The sequence below is a fragment of the Roseobacter weihaiensis genome, assembly GCF_020622345.1.
Lineage (GTDB): Bacteria > Pseudomonadota > Alphaproteobacteria > Rhodobacterales > Rhodobacteraceae > Roseobacter > Roseobacter weihaiensis.
The window spans coordinates 20,092-35,748 of the sequence record NZ_JACNMO010000024.1 but is presented as its reverse complement, the minus strand read 5'-3'; the positions used below and the strand labels follow the sequence as shown (position 1 = coordinate 35,748).

Here is a 15,657-nt window from a genome sequence, read left to right as displayed (position 1 = left end):
CCGCTCATTCGCCCATTTTTGGGGCAAAACCCAACTGTAAACAAACCGCTTCGGCAGTGTAAGTTTTAGTTGACACTTTTCTGCGAAAGCCGCTAGCTTTGTTCCAGATGGCAGCAAAGGTGACTCCCTAAATGCACGGACATTCGGCGCGAAATTCGGTACCGGTCGGCTTGTACACGGCAGAGGAACGCGCGCGCAGGGATGCCACCGTCTGGACAACCATTCAGGGCGTGCTGGCCCCGCTGCAATTCCTGGTCTTTCTGGTCTCTCTCGTGCTGGTGATCCGCTACCTTTGGAACGGCGAAGGCTACGTGATCGCGACATGGTCCATCGTGGCCAAGACCATGATCCTTTACCTCATCATGGTGACCGGTGCGATTTGGGAAAAAATCGTTTTCGGTCAATACCTTTTCGCGCCCGCTTTCTTTTGGGAGGACGTCTTTTCCTTCGCCGTTATCGCGCTGCACACCGCCTATCTCTGGGCGCTTTTCACCGCGGCGATGAGCACCACCTCGCTGATGATTTTGGCACTGGCCGCCTATGCCGCCTACGTCATCAACGCCATCCAGTTTGTCCTCAAATTGCGCGCCGCGCGCCTGCAGGCTGCAGCGGCATCAAGCCCCGCTTCGGAGGTCCCCGCATGACCGAACTGCCTCGTATTCCAGCCAGCGGCGGCTGCCGTGAAGAACCGATTCTAAAACAGCGCGGCCAGCGCGAAGTCTTCTGCGGCCTGACGGGAATCATCTGGCTGCACCGCAAGATGCAGGATGCGTTCTTTCTGGTGGTCGGCAGCCGCACCTGTGCGCATCTTCTGCAATCCGCCGCAGGCGTGATGATTTTTGCCGAACCGCGCTTTGGCACCGCGATTCTGGAGGAAACCGATCTTGCCGGGCTTGCCGATGCACAGGAAGAGCTCGACAAGGTGGTCGATCAGCTTCTGGCCCGTCGCACCGATATCAAACAGCTCTTTCTCGTCGGGTCCTGCCCCTCCGAAGTCATCAAGCTCGACCTCAGCCGCGCCGCTGAACGCATGACGGAGCGCTACGCACCCTCGGTGCGGGTGCTGAATTTCTCGGGCTCCGGTATCGAGACAACATTCACCCAGGGCGAAGACGCCTGCCTCGCCTGCATGGTGCCCGTGCTGCCCGAGACCGACACGCGGCAGTTGCTGCTGGTGGGGGCGCTGCCCGATGTGGTCGAAGAGCAGGCCGTCTCCTTGCTGGAAGAAATGGGCATCGGCCCGATCAAGGTGCTCCCCGCGCCCCGGGCGGAAAGCGACCTGGGTTGCGGCGAAAACACCGTCTTTGCCCTGACACAACCCTTCCTCGGCGATACCCATGCCGCCCTGGAACGGCGCGGCGCGCGCCACCTGCCTGCCCCCTTCCCCTTTGGCGAAGAGGGCACAACCGCCTGGTTGCGGGCCATCGCCGATGAGTTCGGCGTCGATCCCGAGACCTTTGCGCGGGTCACCGACGCCCCCCGTGCCCGCGCGCGCAAGGCCATCGCGCAGGCCTCCGAAATGCTGCGCGGCAAGTCGATCTTTTTCTTCCCCGACAGCCAGTTGGAGATACCGCTGGCGCGCTTTCTGACCCGTGAATGCGGCATGGAGGCGGTCGAGGTGGGCTCCCCCTTCGTCCATAAGGGCATCATCGGCCCGGATCTGGACATGCTCGCCCAGGGCCCCACGATTTCCGAAGGTCAGGATGTCGATCTGCAGCTTGACCGTTGCCGCGCCGCGCGCCCCGACCTCACGGTCTGCGGTCTCGGTCTGGCCAACCCGCTCGAGGCGGAAGGCCTCGCCACCAAATGGGCGATCGAGCTGGTCTTTACCCCGGTGCATTTCTACGAACAGGCAGGCGATCTCGCCGGGCTCTTCTCGCGGCCTGTGCGCCGGGCGGACCTGCTCAAGGTGGAGGCCGCCGAATGAAGCTCACGGTCTGGACATACGAGGGCCCGCCCCATGTGGGGGCCATGCGCGTCGCCACCGGCATGACCGGCCTGCACTACGTGCTGCACGCCCCGCAGGGCGATACATACGCCGATCTGCTTTTCACCATGATCGAGCGGCGCGACCACCGCCCGCCGGTCAGCTACACGACATTCCAGGCGCGCGATCTTGGCTCTGATACGGCGAATCTCTTCAAACAGTCGCTACAGGACGCCTATGAACGGTTCCAACCCGAGGCGCTGATTGTCGGGGCCTCCTGCACGGCAGAACTGATCCAGGACGACCCCGGCGGCATGGCCGAGACGATGGGCATCCCGGTGCCCGTGATCCCGCTGGAGCTGCCCAGCTACCAGCGCAAGGAAAACTTCGGCGCGGATGAGACCTTCTTTCAGATCGTGCGCACATTGGCCAAACCGATGGCGCGCAGCGCGCAAGTAAGCTGCAACCTGATCGGGCCGACCGCGCTGGGGTTCCGGCACCGCGACGACATTACCGAAATCACCAGCCTGCTGTCAGACATGGGCATCAGCGTGAATGTGGTGGCTCCGATGACCGCTTCGCCCAGTGATATCGCGCGGATGGGGGCGGCGCATTTCAATGTGCTGATGTATCCCGAAACCGCCGAATCCGCCGCCCGCTGGCTGGAACGCGAGCTGGGCCAACCCTACACCAAGATCGTGCCCATCGGCGTCGGCGCCACCCGCGATTTCGTGGCCGAGGTCGCAGCTCTCACCGGGGTCGCGCCCTATCTCGATGACAGCCGCCTGCGCCTGCCCTGGTACTCGAAATCCGTCGACAGCACCTATCTGACCGGCAAACGCGTCTTTCTCTTTGGCGACGGCACCCATGTTGTTGCCGCCGCGCGGGTCGCGCGCGACGAAATGGGGTTCGAGGTGGTTGGCCTGGGGTGCTATAACCGTGAGATGGCACGCCCGGTCCGGGCGCTGGCCCGCGACTATGGCGTCGAGGCGCTGATCACCGACGACTATCTTGAGGTCGAGCGCGCCATTGAGGCGCTGCAGCCCGAGATGATTCTCGGTACCCAGATGGAACGGCACATCGGCAAACGGCTGGGCATTCCCTGTGCCGTGATCTCCGCGCCCGTGCATGTGCAGGATTTCCCCGCCCGCTACAGCCCGCAAATGGGGATCGAGGGGGCAAATGTGCTCTTTGACACCTGGGTGCATCCGCTTGTGATGGGCCTTGAAGAACACCTGCTGCATATGTTCCGCGATGATTTTGAATTCCACGATGCGGCAGGTCCCTCGCACCATGGTGGCCACGCGCCGGTGGCGCCGCAGGCGTCCACGCCGGACGCGGGGGGCTCAATGCCGCCCGAGGCCGGCCCCGCTGGTCCCGTTTCCGTCGTCTGGCTCCCGGCGGCTGAAAAAGAGCTGAAAAAAATCCCCTTCTTCGTGCGCGGCAAGGCACGGCGCAATACCGAAACCTTCGCCAGTGAACGCGGCGTCGATGAGATCAGCGTCGAAACCCTCTACGAGGCAAAGGCCCATTATGCGCGATGACGGCATGATAAAGGGCGCCCTGCCCGGCTACCGCGTCGTGATCCTGACGCTGGACAGCCATGCCGCAGGCCCTGCCATGCGGGCCGCGGACCGCCTGGCGATGGACTATCCGGGTCTGAGCATCTCCATCCACGCAGCCGCCGAATGGGGCGAAACACCGGGGTCTTTCGAGGCCGCCCGCGAAGCTGTCGAGACCGGCGACATCGTCGTGGCTAACCTGCTCTTTCTCGAAGAACACGTCGCCCGCATCCTGCCCAGCCTTGAGAGGCGTCGCGACGAATGTGACGCAATGATCGGCGTGATTGCCGATGCCGCCATCGTCAAGCTGACCCGCATGGGATCGCTCGATATGATGGCGCCGCAGTCGGGCACCATGAAGCTGATGAAAAAGCTGCGCGGCTCCTCCAAGCCTTCCAGTTCTTCGGGCGCGGACAAGATGGCATTGCTGCGCCGCCTGCCCAAAATCCTGCGCTTTATCCCCGGCAAGAGCCAGGATCTGCGCGCCTGGTTCCTGACCATGCAATACTGGCTCGGCGGCTCTGATGACAACGTCGAGGCGATGCTGCGCTTTTTGCTCAACCGCTACGCAAAAGACACCGGCTGGGCCAAAGCGCCCGAGGCCGCAGCCCCCATCGACTACCCCGATTCCGGTCTGTATCACCCCGACCTGCCCGAGCGGATCACCACGGACATCAGCGCCCTGCCCGTCCCCAAGGACGCCACGACCACTGTCGGGCTGCTGATGATGCGATCCTACGTGCTGTCGTCGGATACCGCCCATTATGACGCCGTGATCCGGGCCTTTGAGGCGCGCGGTATCGCGGTGCGCGCCGCCTTTGCGGGGGGTCTCGACGGGCGCCCAGCCATCGAGGCCTATTTCCGCGATGCGCAGGGGGCGACAGTTGATGCGCTGGTCTCGCTGACCGGGTTCTCACTGGTCGGCGGCCCCGCGTACAACGATAACGACGCCGCGATCGAGGTGCTCAAAGCGCTTGATGTGCCCTACATCGCCGCCCACCCGCTGGAATTCCAGACCCTCGGGCAATGGACCGCCTCCGCTCAGGGGCTCGGCCCCATCGAGACGACGATGCTCATCGCCCTGCCGGAACTGGACGGCGCCACCAACCCCACGGTCTTTGCCGGACGACATGGCGAGGAAGGCTGCGACGGGTGTCATTACAACTGCCCGCGCGCCTCTGACTGCAAGGCCATGGCGCCTTGCGTTGAACGCATCGAGAGCCTGGTGGAAAAGACCGCGCGGCTGGCCGGACTGCGGCGCAAGGCCAATGCAGACAAGACCGTCGGCATCGTTCTCTTTGGCTTCCCGCCCAATGCCGGTGCCGTTGGCACAGCCGCCTACCTGAGTGTTTTTGAGAGCCTTTTCAATATCTTACATCGCCTCAAGGCGGATGGCTACACGGTTGAGGTGCCCGACACGGTCGATGATCTGCGCGCCCGCGTCCTGCAAGGCAACGCCAGCCAATACGGCCAGGAGGCCAATGTCGCAGACCACGTCAGCGCCGATACCATCGTCAGAACCACCCCGCCACTGGCCGCCATTGAGGCCGTCTGGGGCCCGGCCCCCGGCCGTATCCAGTCCGACGGGCGCGGCGTCTTTGTGCTGGGCGCGCATTTCGGCAAGGTCTTTGTCGGCGTGCAGCCCACCTTTGGCTACGAAGGCGACCCGATGCGGCTGCTCTTTGAAAAAGGTTTCGCCCCCACGCATGCCTTTGTCACCTTCTACCTGTGGCTCAAGAACACGCTGAAAGCGGATGCGATCCTGCATTTCGGCATGCATGGGGCCCTTGAGTTCATGCCGGGCAAGCAGGCGGGCATGGGGGCCTACGACTGGCCCGACCGGCTGATCGGCGAGATGCCGAATATTTATCTCTATGCCGCCAACAACCCTTCCGAAGCGACCCTCGCCAAGCGGCGCTCGGGGGCTGTGACTATCACGCATCTCACCCCGCCGTTGGCCGCTTCCGGTCTCTACAAAGGGCTGTTGGAGCTGAAAGACAGTCTGACGCGTTGGCGCAGCCTTGACGCCGCCTCCCCCGAACGGGACGAACTGGAAGCGCTGATCGCGGTGCAGGCCGAGGCCGTTGATCTGGGCGAGACCGCCCCCGATGCGCTCTGGCTCAAGCTGCTGGAGACCGAAGACGCCCTGATCCCCGACGGGTTGCACATCGTCGGCCAGCCGCTCAGCGATGCGGCCCGCGCCGACTACCTCGCAGTCATGGAGCATGCGGATGACGAGACCCGCGACCGCGTCGATCGGATGCTGCAGGAAGACACCGAACTGGAGGCGCTCAGCCGGGCGCTCTCGGCCCGCTATATCGAGCCGGTCCCAGGTGGCGATCTGATCCGGTCCGCCGACATCCTGCCCACGGGGCGCAACATCCATGCCTTTGACCCCTTCCGCATGCCGACCGCTTATGCGTGTCAGGACGGAGCCCGACAGGCGCAACTGCTGCTGGACACCCACGACACCCTGCCGCGCACCGTCGCGCTGGTGCTTTGGGGCAGCGACAACATCAAATCCGACGGCGGCCCGATTGCGCAGGCGCTGGCGCTGATGGGCTGCACCCCCCGCTTTGACAGCTTTGGCCGCCTGGCCGGGGCCGATCTTGTTCCGCTGGAAGACCTCGGCCGCCCCCGCGTCGATGTCATCATGACGCTGTCGGGGATTTTCCGCGATCTTCTGCCCTTGCAGACCCGGATGCTGGCCGAGGCCGCGCAGAAATGCGCCCTGGCCGAGGAACCGCTGGAGCAGAACTTCATCCGCGCCCATGCGCTGGCCTATGCCGAGAAGGCCGGTTGCACCCTGCAGGAGGCCGCGCTGCGGGTCTTTTCCAACGCCGAAGGGGCCTATGGCTCCAACGTCAACCAACTGGTCGACAGCTCCGCCTTTGGCGATGAGGACGAACTGGCTGACGCCTATGAGGCGCGCAAGAGCTTTGCCTATGGCACCGATGGCAAGGCCGCAGCCAATGCCGATCTGCTGCAGGCGACGCTCGCCGAGGTCGATGTGGCCTATCAGAACCTTGAATCGGTCGAGCTTGGTGTCACGACGGTGGATCATTATTTTGACACGCTGGGCGGCATCGCCCGCGCGGTGAAACGCGCCAAGGGCTCTGACGCGGCGGTCTACATCGGCGACCAGACCCGCGGGGCGGGCAAGGTCCGCACGCTCAAGGAACAGGTCGCCCTGGAAACCCGCTCGCGCAGCCTCAATCCGAAGTTTTTCGAGGGGCTGCTCAAGCATGGCGCCGAAGGCGTCCGCCAGATCGAAGCGCAGGTGACCAACACCATGGGCTGGTCGGCCACCACCGGTCAGGTCGACCCTTGGGTCTACCAGCGGATTTCCGAGACCTTCGTGCTGGATGCCGAGATGCGCCAGCGGCTCGCTGATCTCAACCCGACCGCCTCGAGCCGCATGGCCAACCGGCTGCTCGAAGCACATGACCGCAAATACTGGAGCCCCGACGCCGACACGCTGGCCGCCTTGCAAGAGGCAGCCGACGCGCTTGAGGACCAGCTCGAAGGGATCGCAGCGCAATGATCCTCGCGACCAAAACACAAACCGGGGAATGCGCCCCTTGGAAAGGACGATGACATGAGCCCATTGGACAGAACGCCACCGACCTTGCGCGGACAAGACGGCGAAGGATCGGTGCAGGTGCATCAGGACGACAGCGCCAAGATCGAGGGGGCCAAGGTCTTTTCCGTCTACGGGAAAGGCGGGATCGGCAAATCCACGACATCCTCGAACCTCTCGGCAGCGTTTTCGATGCTGGGCAAACGGGTGCTTCAGATCGGCTGCGATCCCAAGCACGACAGCACCTTTACCCTGACCGGCAGCCTTGTGCCCACGGTCATCGACATCCTCAAGGACGTGGATTTCCACCCCGAAGAGCTGCGCGCCGAAGATTTTGTCTTCGAAGGTTTCAACGGTGTGAAATGCGTCGAGGCCGGGGGGCCGCCCGCCGGCACCGGCTGTGGCGGCTATGTTGTGGGCCAGACGGTGAAACTGCTCAAGCAGCACCACCTGCTGGAAGATACCGACGTGGTGATCTTTGACGTCCTGGGCGATGTGGTGTGCGGCGGGTTTGCCGCCCCCCTGCAACATGCCGACCGTGCCCTGATCGTCACCGCCAACGATTTCGACAGCATCTACGCGATGAACCGCATCATCGCCGCCGTGCAGGCCAAATCAGCCAACTACAAGGTCCGGCTGGCCGGCTGTGTGGCCAACCGCTCGCGTGAAACCGACGAGGTGGACCGCTACTGCAAGACCGTGGGCTTCAACCGCATTGCGCATATGCCCGATCTGGATGCGATCCGCCGCTCGCGGCTCAAGAAAAAGACGCTGTTCGAGATGGCTGACGACGAAGAGATCGTTCAGGTCCGCAAGGAATACATCCGCCTGGCCGAAACCCTGTGGAACGGGACAGAGCCGCTGGCCCCGGCCCCGCTGCCGGACCGGGATATCTTTGAGCTTCTGGGATTTGATTGATGCGCGATGAGGTCACCCTCTCTGACACGGCCGCTCCCCGGTACAGCGCCACGCTGAACCGGGTAGAGACCTATTTTGACCAGACCGCCACCCGCACCTGGGAGCGGCTGACCTCTGACGCGCCGGTCTCGAAGATTCGCCAGACGGTGCGGGCCGGGCGCGACCGGATGCGCAATCTGATGCTGAGCCGCCTGCCCGCCGATCTGACCGGCGCACGGGTGCTGGATGCCGGGTGCGGCGCGGGGCAGATGACCATTGAGCTGGCCAAGCGCGGCGCGGAGGTGCTCGCCACCGATATCTCGCCCGCGCTGGTGCAGATCGCCGAGGACCGCCTGCCGCAGGAATACCGACGCCAGGTCACTTTTACCTCCGGCGATATGCTCTGTGCGTCGCTGGGGCGGTTCGACTACGTCCTGGCGATGGACAGTCTGATCTATTACGACGCTGAGGACATCGCGCGCGCGCTCCACGGGCTGGAGCATCGCACCGACGGCCGCATCGTCTTTACGGTTGCGCCGCGCACCCGCGCGCTGATGGCAATGTGGTACGCGGGCAAGCTCTTTCCCCGCTCGGACCGCAGCCCGGTGATGATCCCGCACGACGCGGGAAAACTGGCAATTGCCGCTCAAAATCAAGGGGTTATCGGTAGCGTTCGGCCTGTTGACCGGATCTCTTCCGGCTTTTACATCTCGCAGCTGATGGAGGTGCAGACGTGAGGGCATCGGGCCTCAAAAGACTGTCGCTCAAGGCGATGCCCTTCTCGGATGCGGCCAGTGCCGATCTGCCGCTGTCGCAATTGCTGCGGCTCTCGCTGTTTCAGGTCTCCGTGGGCATGGCCGCCGTGATGCTGCTGGGCACGCTGAACCGGGTCATGATCGTGGAGCTGAGCGTACCGGCCATGATCGTCGCGGTGATGATCGCCCTGCCGGTGCTGATCGCGCCCTTCCGCACGCTGCTGGGGTTCCGCTCCGACACGCACCGCTCCGCCATCGGGTGGAAGCGGGTGCCCTACATCTGGTTCGGCACGCTCTGGCAGTTCGGTGGGCTGGCGATCATGCCCTCGACGCTTCTGGTACTGGGGGGTGACGTCTATATCGAGCTGCCCTTTGCCGGGGAAATCCTCGCCGCGCTGGCCTTCCTGATGACCGGCCTCGGCATGCATATGACGCAGACCGCGGGCCTCGCGCTGGCCTCCGACCGCGCCACGGATGAAACCCGCCCCCGCGTGGTTGCCCTGCTCTACGTGATGTTCCTGGTGGGCATGGGTATTTCGTCGCTGATCATCGGGTTCCTGCTGCGCGACTTTACCCCGCTCAAGCTCATTCAGGTGGTGCAGGCCACCGCCGTTGTGACCGTGGTGCTGAACCTCATTGCCCTGTGGAAACAGGAAAGCCTGCAACCGATGAGCCGCGCCGACCGCGAGACACCGCGCCCCCGGTTCTCGGACGCCTGGAATGACTTCATGACGGGCGGTCAGGCCGGGCGCCTGCTGGTCTGCATCTTTATCGGGACCATGGCGTTCAACATGCAGGATGTGCTGCTCGAACCCTACGGTGGCGAAATCCTCGGCCTGTCGGTTTCCTCCACCACGCTGCTGACGGCGATGTGGTCGCTGGGCGCGCTCGCAGGCTTTGCGCTCGCGGGCAAACGGCTGGCGGCGGGCTCGAACGCCTTCCGGCTGGCGGGCGCTGGCATCCTGGCCGGGATCTGGGCCTTTTCGGTGGTGATCTTTGCCGCCCCCATGAACTCGCCCACGCTGTTTTTCGCCGGGGCCGCCCTGATCGGCTTTGGCGGCGGACTTTTTGCCGTGGCTACGCTGACCGCCTGCATGACCCTGCCCGAAACCGGCACCGCCGGGCGCGGGCTGGCGCTGGGGGCCTGGGGGGCGGCACAGGCCACTGCCGCGGGCCTCTCGATCGCCATCGGTGGCAGTTTGCGCGACTGGGTCGATTCCGTGGCCATGTCCGGCGCCTGGGGCGAAGCGCTGATGTCGCCTGCCACCGGCTATTCATTCGTCTACCATACCGAGATTGGCCTGCTCTTTGTCACTCTCGTGATCCTGGGACCGCTCGTGCGCCAAAGTGGCCCCCTCACCCCGACGGAAAAAGGGTCGCGCCCGCTGGGCCTGGCCGATTTCCCAACATGACCCCGTTTCAGGAGGAAACAACATGACTGGAACATTCTTTGGCGAATTTGATCTGGCCAGCCTGTCTCTCTGGCTGTTCTACATCTTCTTTGCAGCCCTTGTGATCTGGATCCAGCGCGAGAACATGCGCGAAGGCTATCCGCTGGAAGACGACGAAGGAAACCCCTCGTCCAACCCCAGCATGTGGCCGCTGCCCGAAGACAAGACCTTCAAGCTGCCCCACGGCCGCGGCGAAGTGACCGTGCCAAGCGGTCAGACGCCTGAGCGGGCGGACATTGCACTGAAACGGGTGGGCCCCGGCAATGGCTATCCGCTGGAACCCACGGGCGACCCGATGCTCGACGGTGTCGGTCCGGCAAGCTGGGCCCCGCGCCGCGACGCACCGGAGCTTGACGGCCACGGCCATCCCAAGATCGTACCGATGTCTGCCGCCGAAGGCTTCATCGTCTCGGCCGGACGCGACCCGCGCGGCCTGCCTGTCGTTGCAGGCGACAAGGAGATCGTCGGCAAGATCACCGATATGTGGATCGACGAGCCGGAACAGCTTGTCCGCTATCTGGAACTGGAACTGGACAGCAAATGGGGCTCCGGCACCCGCCTGCTGCCGATGACCTTTGCCAAGATCAAATCGGACCGGGTCAACGTGCACGCGCTTTACGGCAAGCACTTTGCCACCGTGCCGACCATCGCGAGCCCGCGTCAGGTGACGCTGCTCGAGGAAGACAAGATCTCCGGCTACTACGGCGGCGGCAAGCTCTATGCCGGCACCCGCCAGGAACCGAAGCTCTGAGGATCTGACACCCGCGCCGCCGATCGGGGTCACCCCCCGGTCGGGGCCTATTGGACACGAAACCGCAACAGGAGGAGATACTCGCCATGTCTCACCACCCAACGAACAGCCGGCCCGCCCACGGGCATGACGATTTTGAGATAGAGCCCGTTGAGGGGCTTCCCGCAGAACCGCCCAAGGGCGAGCAGATCCTCTGGCAGGGTCGGCCCGACTGGTGGCGTCTGGCGGTTGAATCGCTCAATGTGAAATGGGTTGCGGGCTATTTCATCCTGCTGTCGCTCTGGCGCTTCGTGTCGCAACTGGATCTGTTGCCGCTGGGACAGGCGGTGGGCGCGGCAGTGCCCTTCATGATCCTGGGTCTGGTGACCTGTGGGTTGCTGACCCTCGTGGCGGTCGCCCAGGCCCGCGCCACGATGTACACGGTGACGGACGCCCGCGTGGTCATGCGGATCGGGGCGGCGCTGACGATCACGCTCAATATCCCTTACGTGCAGGTCAGCAACGCCATGCTGGACCTGCGCAAAAACGGGACCGGCACCATCGCCCTGGAAACGATGGGAGACACGCGTCTTTCGTACCTCGTTTGCTGGCCTCACGTGCGGCCTTGGTTTATAAAGGAACCACAACCGGCGCTGCGCTGTATTCCCGACGCGGAAAAGGTCGCGGCCCTGCTGTCTGAGGCGGCAGAGGCGCGAATCGCAATGCCAAAAATCGCGCGCACGAGCCCCCGTGCCAGCGCCGTTGCAGCGGAGTAGCCCCATGAACACACAAGCTCAGCCCCGCATTCACGCCAAGCCCGAAGAACTGGTGCCCCGCCTTCTGGTGCGGGCCATGTTCACCCTGGTCGCACTGGTGCTGCTGATCGTCAGCATCGCCACCCTCACGGGGCGCCCGGTGCAGAACACGCCCCCCGCGGGCGAAGTGATCCGCGAACGCGCCATCCACCTCTCCGGAGATGCCTCCGGCGCGGCCCGCGTGCTCGACGGCACCACGGGCGCGCTGATCGCCGACTTCCCCTCCGACAAGGGCGGCTTTGTTGCCGGTATCGAACGCGTGATTGCCCGCAACCGCGGCCTTTCCGGCACGGACATGTCAGCCCCGGTGCTGCTGCAGCTGCGCGCGGGCAACCGCCTCTCCATTACCGACCCCGTCACCGGATGGTCTGCCGAGCTCATGGGCTTCGGCGCCTCCAACTCCCGCGTCTTCGCCAGACTGCTGGACCAACCCTGAACCCAGAAAGGAAGCCACCTCATGGGACTACTGACAAAGGACATCGAACGTGCCCCCTGCACGGTCGAGATCAGCCATAAATTCGAAAGCCTGCATGCGCATGTTCGGTTCAACAACGGGGCCGTGATCTACCCCGGTGACGAAGTGCAGGTGCATGGGCCGGAAATCATGGCCCCCTTCGGAGAGGTCATCTCCGAGGACCGCGACGCCACGATCATCCGCGCCAGCAAGCTTGAGCGCCTCTGGACCCGCCTGACGGGGGATTTCGAGGTTATGGAGCTTTGCGAATTTTCCTTTTCAGAGGAGGTCACGCTATGAATGTCAGACCCACCCACACCGCCGATATCACCGATGCCGAGGAAAGCCTGAAGCTGCAGGAATCCCAATCCGTGATCGACAGCACCTCCGCCACCGAGGTGGCGATGCAGAACACGCTGCTGACGCCGCGCTTTTACACCACCGATTTTGACGAACTCGACGCCATTGACGTGTCGGGCGTGCGCGAGGAATGGGACAAGCTGATCGCGCAGATGGTGTCCGACCCCAACAAGGGGCATTTCAAAAAGAACGAAGACTGGGATCACGTCGACTGGGACGGGATGGAGCCTCAGTTGAAAAAGGAGTTCATCGACTTCCTGATCTCGTCGTGCACGGCCGAATTCTCGGGCTGCGTCCTCTACAAGGAGATGAAACGCCGCGGCAACAACAAGGACATCACGCAGCTTTTCCAGCTGATGGCGCGCGACGAGGCGCGGCACGCGGGTTTCATCAACGATGCGCTGCGCGAAGCGGGTGTGGCGGTGAACCTCGGGTTCCTGACGCAGAAAAAGAAATACACCTACTTCCGGCCCAAGTTCATCTACTATGCGACCTACCTGTCGGAAAAGATCGGCTATGCCCGTTACATCACCATTTTCCGCCATCTGCAGGAAAACCCGCAGCACCGGTTCCACCCGATCTTCAAGTGGTTCGAGGAGTGGTGCAACGACGAGTTCAGCCACGGCGAGGCCTTTGCCCTGCTGATGAAGACCGACCCGAAGCTGACCAAGGGCATGAACGTCTACTGGATCAAGTTCTTCCTCACGGCGGTCTATTCCACGATGTATGTGCGCGACCACCAGCGCCCGGCCTTCCACAAGGCGCTCGGCGTGGACCCGGACTGGTACGCCCACGAGGTCTTTACCAAAACCTCCAAGCTGACCGAGCAGATCTTTCCGATCACGCTGGATATCGATCATCCGCGCTGGCAGCCCAATCTGGAGAAGATGCAGAAAGCCAATGCCGATCTGGCGGAGGCCGCCGCCGAAGGCCGCTTCTTTGGCAAGCTGGGGGCACAGTTCCGCGCGGTGAAAGCGTTTATCGCCCTCATCACGATCCCGGCGAAACAGCACAAGGTGCCCGCCGTTACCCGGTTGGAGCCTTCGTACTGAGATGACCGTCTGGACCGCCTCCCTTCTGGCCCTTTTTGTCTGGTGGTTTTCCACGGGGGCGATCCTGTGGGTCGTGAAGACGGCGGACCGCAAAGGGGGCGGCGCAGGTCGCCGCGCCACCCTCTGGGGCCTGCCGATGGCGGGCCTTGGGGTCTGGGGGTTCTGGGCCAGCCTCGGCGACGCCTCCATCCTGGGGGCCTGTGTGGCCTTCCTCTCCGCCATTCTGATCTGGGGCTGGATCGAGCTGGCCTTCCTCACTGGCGTTGTGACCGGACCCAACGCCTACCCGCTGCGCCCCGACGCACCCGAATGGGAACGGTTCATCCGCGCCTGGGGCACGCTGGCCTATCACGAGATGCTGCTGGTGGCCACGCTCATCACGCTGCTGCTCATCGGGTGGAACTATCCCAACATCTTTGGGCTCTGGACCTTTGCAATCCTGTTCTTTGCGCGGCTCTCGGCCAAGCTGAACCTCTATCTCGGCGTGCCGCATATCAACGTCGACTTCCTCCCCGGCGAGCTCAAGCACCTTTCGACCTATTTCCGGATCAGACCGCTGAACTGGCTGTTCCCGATCTCCGTCTCCGCCCTGACCTTTGCCACCGCCTGCTGGCTGGAACGGATCCACGGGGCCGAGACCGACGGCCAGATCATCGGCTTTGCCCTGCTGGCCGCCATCACCGCACTGGCCCTTCTCGAACACTGGGTGATGGTTCTGCCGATCCCGGATGAAAAACTCTGGCGCTGGATGCTCCCGGCGCCCAAACAACCAACACCCAAACCAACGACACTAAAAGGGGGACACCATGGACTTTGATAGATTGTTCCAAGCCCAACTCGATACACTGAAAGAAGATGGCAACTATCGCATCTTCGCGGAACTGGAACGCAAGGCCGGCGCTTTCCCCCAGGCCCGGTGCCACGACCCGGACAGTCCCGATCAGGTGACGGTCTGGTGCTCAAACGACTATCTGGGCATGGGCCAGCACCCCACGGTGATCAACGCCATGAAGGACGCCATCGACCGCTGCGGGGCGGGCGCGGGTGGCACGCGCAACATCTCGGGCACCAACCACGCCCACAAGCGGCTGGAGGCCGAACTGGCCGACCTGCACCACAAGGAGGATGCGCTGCTCTTCACCTCCGGATATGTCTCTAACTGGGCCGCTTTGTCCACATTGGGCAGCCGTCTGCCGGATGCGGTGATCCTCTCGGACGAGCTGAACCACGCCTCGATGATCGAAGGCATCCGCCATTCCCGCGCCAACAAGGTGCTGTGGAAACACAACGACCCCGAAGACCTGGACCGCAAGCTTGCCGCCCTGCCCGCCAACAGCCCCAAGATCGTGGCCTTCGAATCCGTCTATTCCATGGATGGCGACATCTGCCCGATGCAGGAAATCGTCGAGGTGGCCGAGAAACACGGCGCCATGACATATCTGGACGAGGTCCACGCGGTGGGCCTTTACGGGCCCCGCGGCGGCGGCATCTCCGAGCGTGACGGGCTGCAGGACCGCATCACCCTCATCGAAGGGACGCTGGGCAAAGCCTACGGCGTTGTGGGGGGCTATATCACCGGATCCGAAGCGCTCTGCGACTTCATCCGGTCGTTTGCCAGCGGGTTCATCTTTACCACCGCCCTGCCCCCGGCTGTCGCCACGGCCGCCCAGGCCTCGATCCGCCACCTCAAGCAATCCGATCAGGAGCGTATCCTGCAACGCGAGCGCGTGGCCTATCTGCGCAAGCGCCTCGATCAGGAGGGCATCCCGCATCTGGAAAACCCCAGTCACATCATCCCGGTGATGATCAAGGACCCGGTCAAATGCCGGATGATCGCGGATTATCTGATGCAGCAATACGGCATCTACGTGCAGCCCATCAACTATCCCACAGTGCCCAAAGGCACGGAACGGCTGCGCTTTACCCCCTCGCCGCTGCACAGTGTCGAGGACATCGAACATCTGGTGCTGGCGCTCAAGGATCTGTGGAAGCAATGCGCGATCTCGCACGCGGTGGCCTGACACCCCACTAGCGGCATTGTGACTGTTGACTCTGCGCGTGAAGTCCTACGTTA

14 protein-coding genes are annotated in these 15,657 nt (G+C 63.5%); all 14 read left to right on the top strand.

Annotation, left to right across the window (positions count from 1 at the left end):
- Nucleotides 1-131 precede the first annotated feature (131 nt).
- The 14 genes from bchF to hemA all read left to right on the top strand — a co-directional run bounded on the left by bchF (nt 132) and on the right by hemA (nt 15,604).
- Nucleotides 132-644 carry a 2-vinyl bacteriochlorophyllide hydratase gene (bchF, locus tag H7847_RS20615; protein WP_227271375.1) on the top strand — a complete coding sequence of 171 codons (513 nt, stop codon included), beginning with the start codon at nt 132-134 and terminating at the stop codon, nt 642-644.
- Nucleotides 641-1,927 (top strand): ferredoxin:protochlorophyllide reductase (ATP-dependent) subunit N, encoded by a 1,287-nt coding sequence (locus H7847_RS20610; RefSeq protein WP_227271374.1) that lies wholly within the window; start codon nt 641-643, stop codon nt 1,925-1,927. The genes bchF and H7847_RS20610 overlap by 4 nt, the downstream gene beginning before the upstream one ends.
- Nucleotides 1,924-3,471 carry a ferredoxin:protochlorophyllide reductase (ATP-dependent) subunit B gene (gene bchB / locus H7847_RS20605; RefSeq protein ID WP_227271373.1) on the top strand — a complete coding sequence of 516 codons (1,548 nt, stop codon included), beginning with the start codon at nt 1,924-1,926 and terminating at the stop codon, nt 3,469-3,471. The genes H7847_RS20610 and bchB overlap by 4 nt, the downstream gene beginning before the upstream one ends.
- Nucleotides 3,461-7,033, top strand: a complete 3,573-nt coding sequence (locus tag H7847_RS20600; protein WP_227271372.1) for a magnesium chelatase subunit H — start codon at nt 3,461-3,463, stop codon at nt 7,031-7,033. Before bchB ends, H7847_RS20600 begins: the two co-directional genes overlap by 11 nt.
- A gap of 54 nt (nt 7,034-7,087) precedes the next feature.
- A complete protein-coding gene (bchL, locus tag H7847_RS20595) occupies nt 7,088-7,987 on the top strand; it encodes a ferredoxin:protochlorophyllide reductase (ATP-dependent) iron-sulfur ATP-binding protein (RefSeq protein WP_227271371.1) in 900 nt (299 codons plus the stop codon).
- Entirely contained in the window at nt 7,987-8,703 is a 717-nt protein-coding gene (bchM, locus tag H7847_RS20590) for a magnesium protoporphyrin IX methyltransferase (RefSeq protein WP_227271370.1), read from the top strand. The genes bchL and bchM overlap by 1 nt, the downstream gene beginning before the upstream one ends.
- A gap of 35 nt (nt 8,704-8,738) precedes the next feature.
- A complete protein-coding gene (locus tag H7847_RS20585) occupies nt 8,739-10,133 on the top strand; it encodes a PucC family protein (RefSeq protein ID WP_227271422.1) in 1,395 nt (464 codons plus the stop codon).
- A gap of 22 nt (nt 10,134-10,155) precedes the next feature.
- Nucleotides 10,156-10,923 carry a photosynthetic reaction center subunit H gene (puhA, locus tag H7847_RS20580; protein WP_227271369.1) on the top strand — a complete coding sequence of 256 codons (768 nt, stop codon included), beginning with the start codon at nt 10,156-10,158 and terminating at the stop codon, nt 10,921-10,923.
- Between the two features lie 86 nt (nt 10,924-11,009).
- A complete protein-coding gene (gene puhB, locus H7847_RS20575; protein WP_227271368.1) occupies nt 11,010-11,678 on the top strand; it encodes a photosynthetic complex putative assembly protein PuhB in 669 nt (222 codons plus the stop codon).
- 4 nt (nt 11,679-11,682) lie between these two features.
- Nucleotides 11,683-12,153, top strand: a complete 471-nt coding sequence (puhC, locus tag H7847_RS20570; RefSeq protein ID WP_227271367.1) for a photosynthetic complex assembly protein PuhC — start codon at nt 11,683-11,685, stop codon at nt 12,151-12,153.
- Between the two features lie 21 nt (nt 12,154-12,174).
- Nucleotides 12,175-12,471 (top strand): hypothetical protein, encoded by a 297-nt coding sequence (locus H7847_RS20565; protein ID WP_227271366.1) that lies wholly within the window; start codon nt 12,175-12,177, stop codon nt 12,469-12,471.
- Nucleotides 12,468-13,583, top strand: a complete 1,116-nt coding sequence (acsF, locus tag H7847_RS20560) for a magnesium-protoporphyrin IX monomethyl ester (oxidative) cyclase (protein ID WP_227271365.1) — start codon at nt 12,468-12,470, stop codon at nt 13,581-13,583. The genes H7847_RS20565 and acsF overlap by 4 nt, the downstream gene beginning before the upstream one ends.
- A 1-nt stretch (nt 13,584) precedes the next feature.
- Nucleotides 13,585-14,400 (top strand): putative photosynthetic complex assembly protein PuhE, encoded by an 816-nt coding sequence (gene puhE, locus H7847_RS20555; protein ID WP_227271364.1) that lies wholly within the window; start codon nt 13,585-13,587, stop codon nt 14,398-14,400.
- Nucleotides 14,390-15,604: a 5-aminolevulinate synthase gene (hemA, locus tag H7847_RS20550; RefSeq protein WP_227271363.1), complete on the top strand. Its 1,215-nt coding sequence runs from the start codon at nt 14,390-14,392 to the stop codon at nt 15,602-15,604. The genes puhE and hemA overlap by 11 nt, the downstream gene beginning before the upstream one ends.
- Nucleotides 15,605-15,657 lie beyond the last annotated feature (53 nt).

Coding starts and splice junctions, on each gene's coding strand:
- H7847_RS20565 (WP_227271366.1), top strand. CDS start 12,175: ATGGGACTACTGACAAAGGACATCGAACGTGCCCCCTGCACGGTCGAG.
- H7847_RS20610 (WP_227271374.1), top strand. CDS start 641: ATGACCGAACTGCCTCGTATTCCAGCCAGCGGCGGCTGCCGTGAAGAA.
- acsF (WP_227271365.1), top strand. CDS start 12,468: ATGAATGTCAGACCCACCCACACCGCCGATATCACCGATGCCGAGGAA.
- bchF (WP_227271375.1), top strand. CDS start 132: ATGCACGGACATTCGGCGCGAAATTCGGTACCGGTCGGCTTGTACACG.
- puhE (WP_227271364.1), top strand. CDS start 13,585: ATGACCGTCTGGACCGCCTCCCTTCTGGCCCTTTTTGTCTGGTGGTTT.
- H7847_RS20585 (WP_227271422.1), top strand. CDS start 8,739: ATGCCCTTCTCGGATGCGGCCAGTGCCGATCTGCCGCTGTCGCAATTG.
- hemA (WP_227271363.1), top strand. CDS start 14,390: ATGGACTTTGATAGATTGTTCCAAGCCCAACTCGATACACTGAAAGAA.
- puhA (WP_227271369.1), top strand. CDS start 10,156: ATGACTGGAACATTCTTTGGCGAATTTGATCTGGCCAGCCTGTCTCTC.
- bchM (WP_227271370.1), top strand. CDS start 7,987: ATGCGCGATGAGGTCACCCTCTCTGACACGGCCGCTCCCCGGTACAGC.
- puhC (WP_227271367.1), top strand. CDS start 11,683: ATGAACACACAAGCTCAGCCCCGCATTCACGCCAAGCCCGAAGAACTG.
- bchL (WP_227271371.1), top strand. CDS start 7,088: ATGAGCCCATTGGACAGAACGCCACCGACCTTGCGCGGACAAGACGGC.
- H7847_RS20600 (WP_227271372.1), top strand. CDS start 3,461: ATGCGCGATGACGGCATGATAAAGGGCGCCCTGCCCGGCTACCGCGTC.
- puhB (WP_227271368.1), top strand. CDS start 11,010: ATGTCTCACCACCCAACGAACAGCCGGCCCGCCCACGGGCATGACGAT.
- bchB (WP_227271373.1), top strand. CDS start 1,924: ATGAAGCTCACGGTCTGGACATACGAGGGCCCGCCCCATGTGGGGGCC.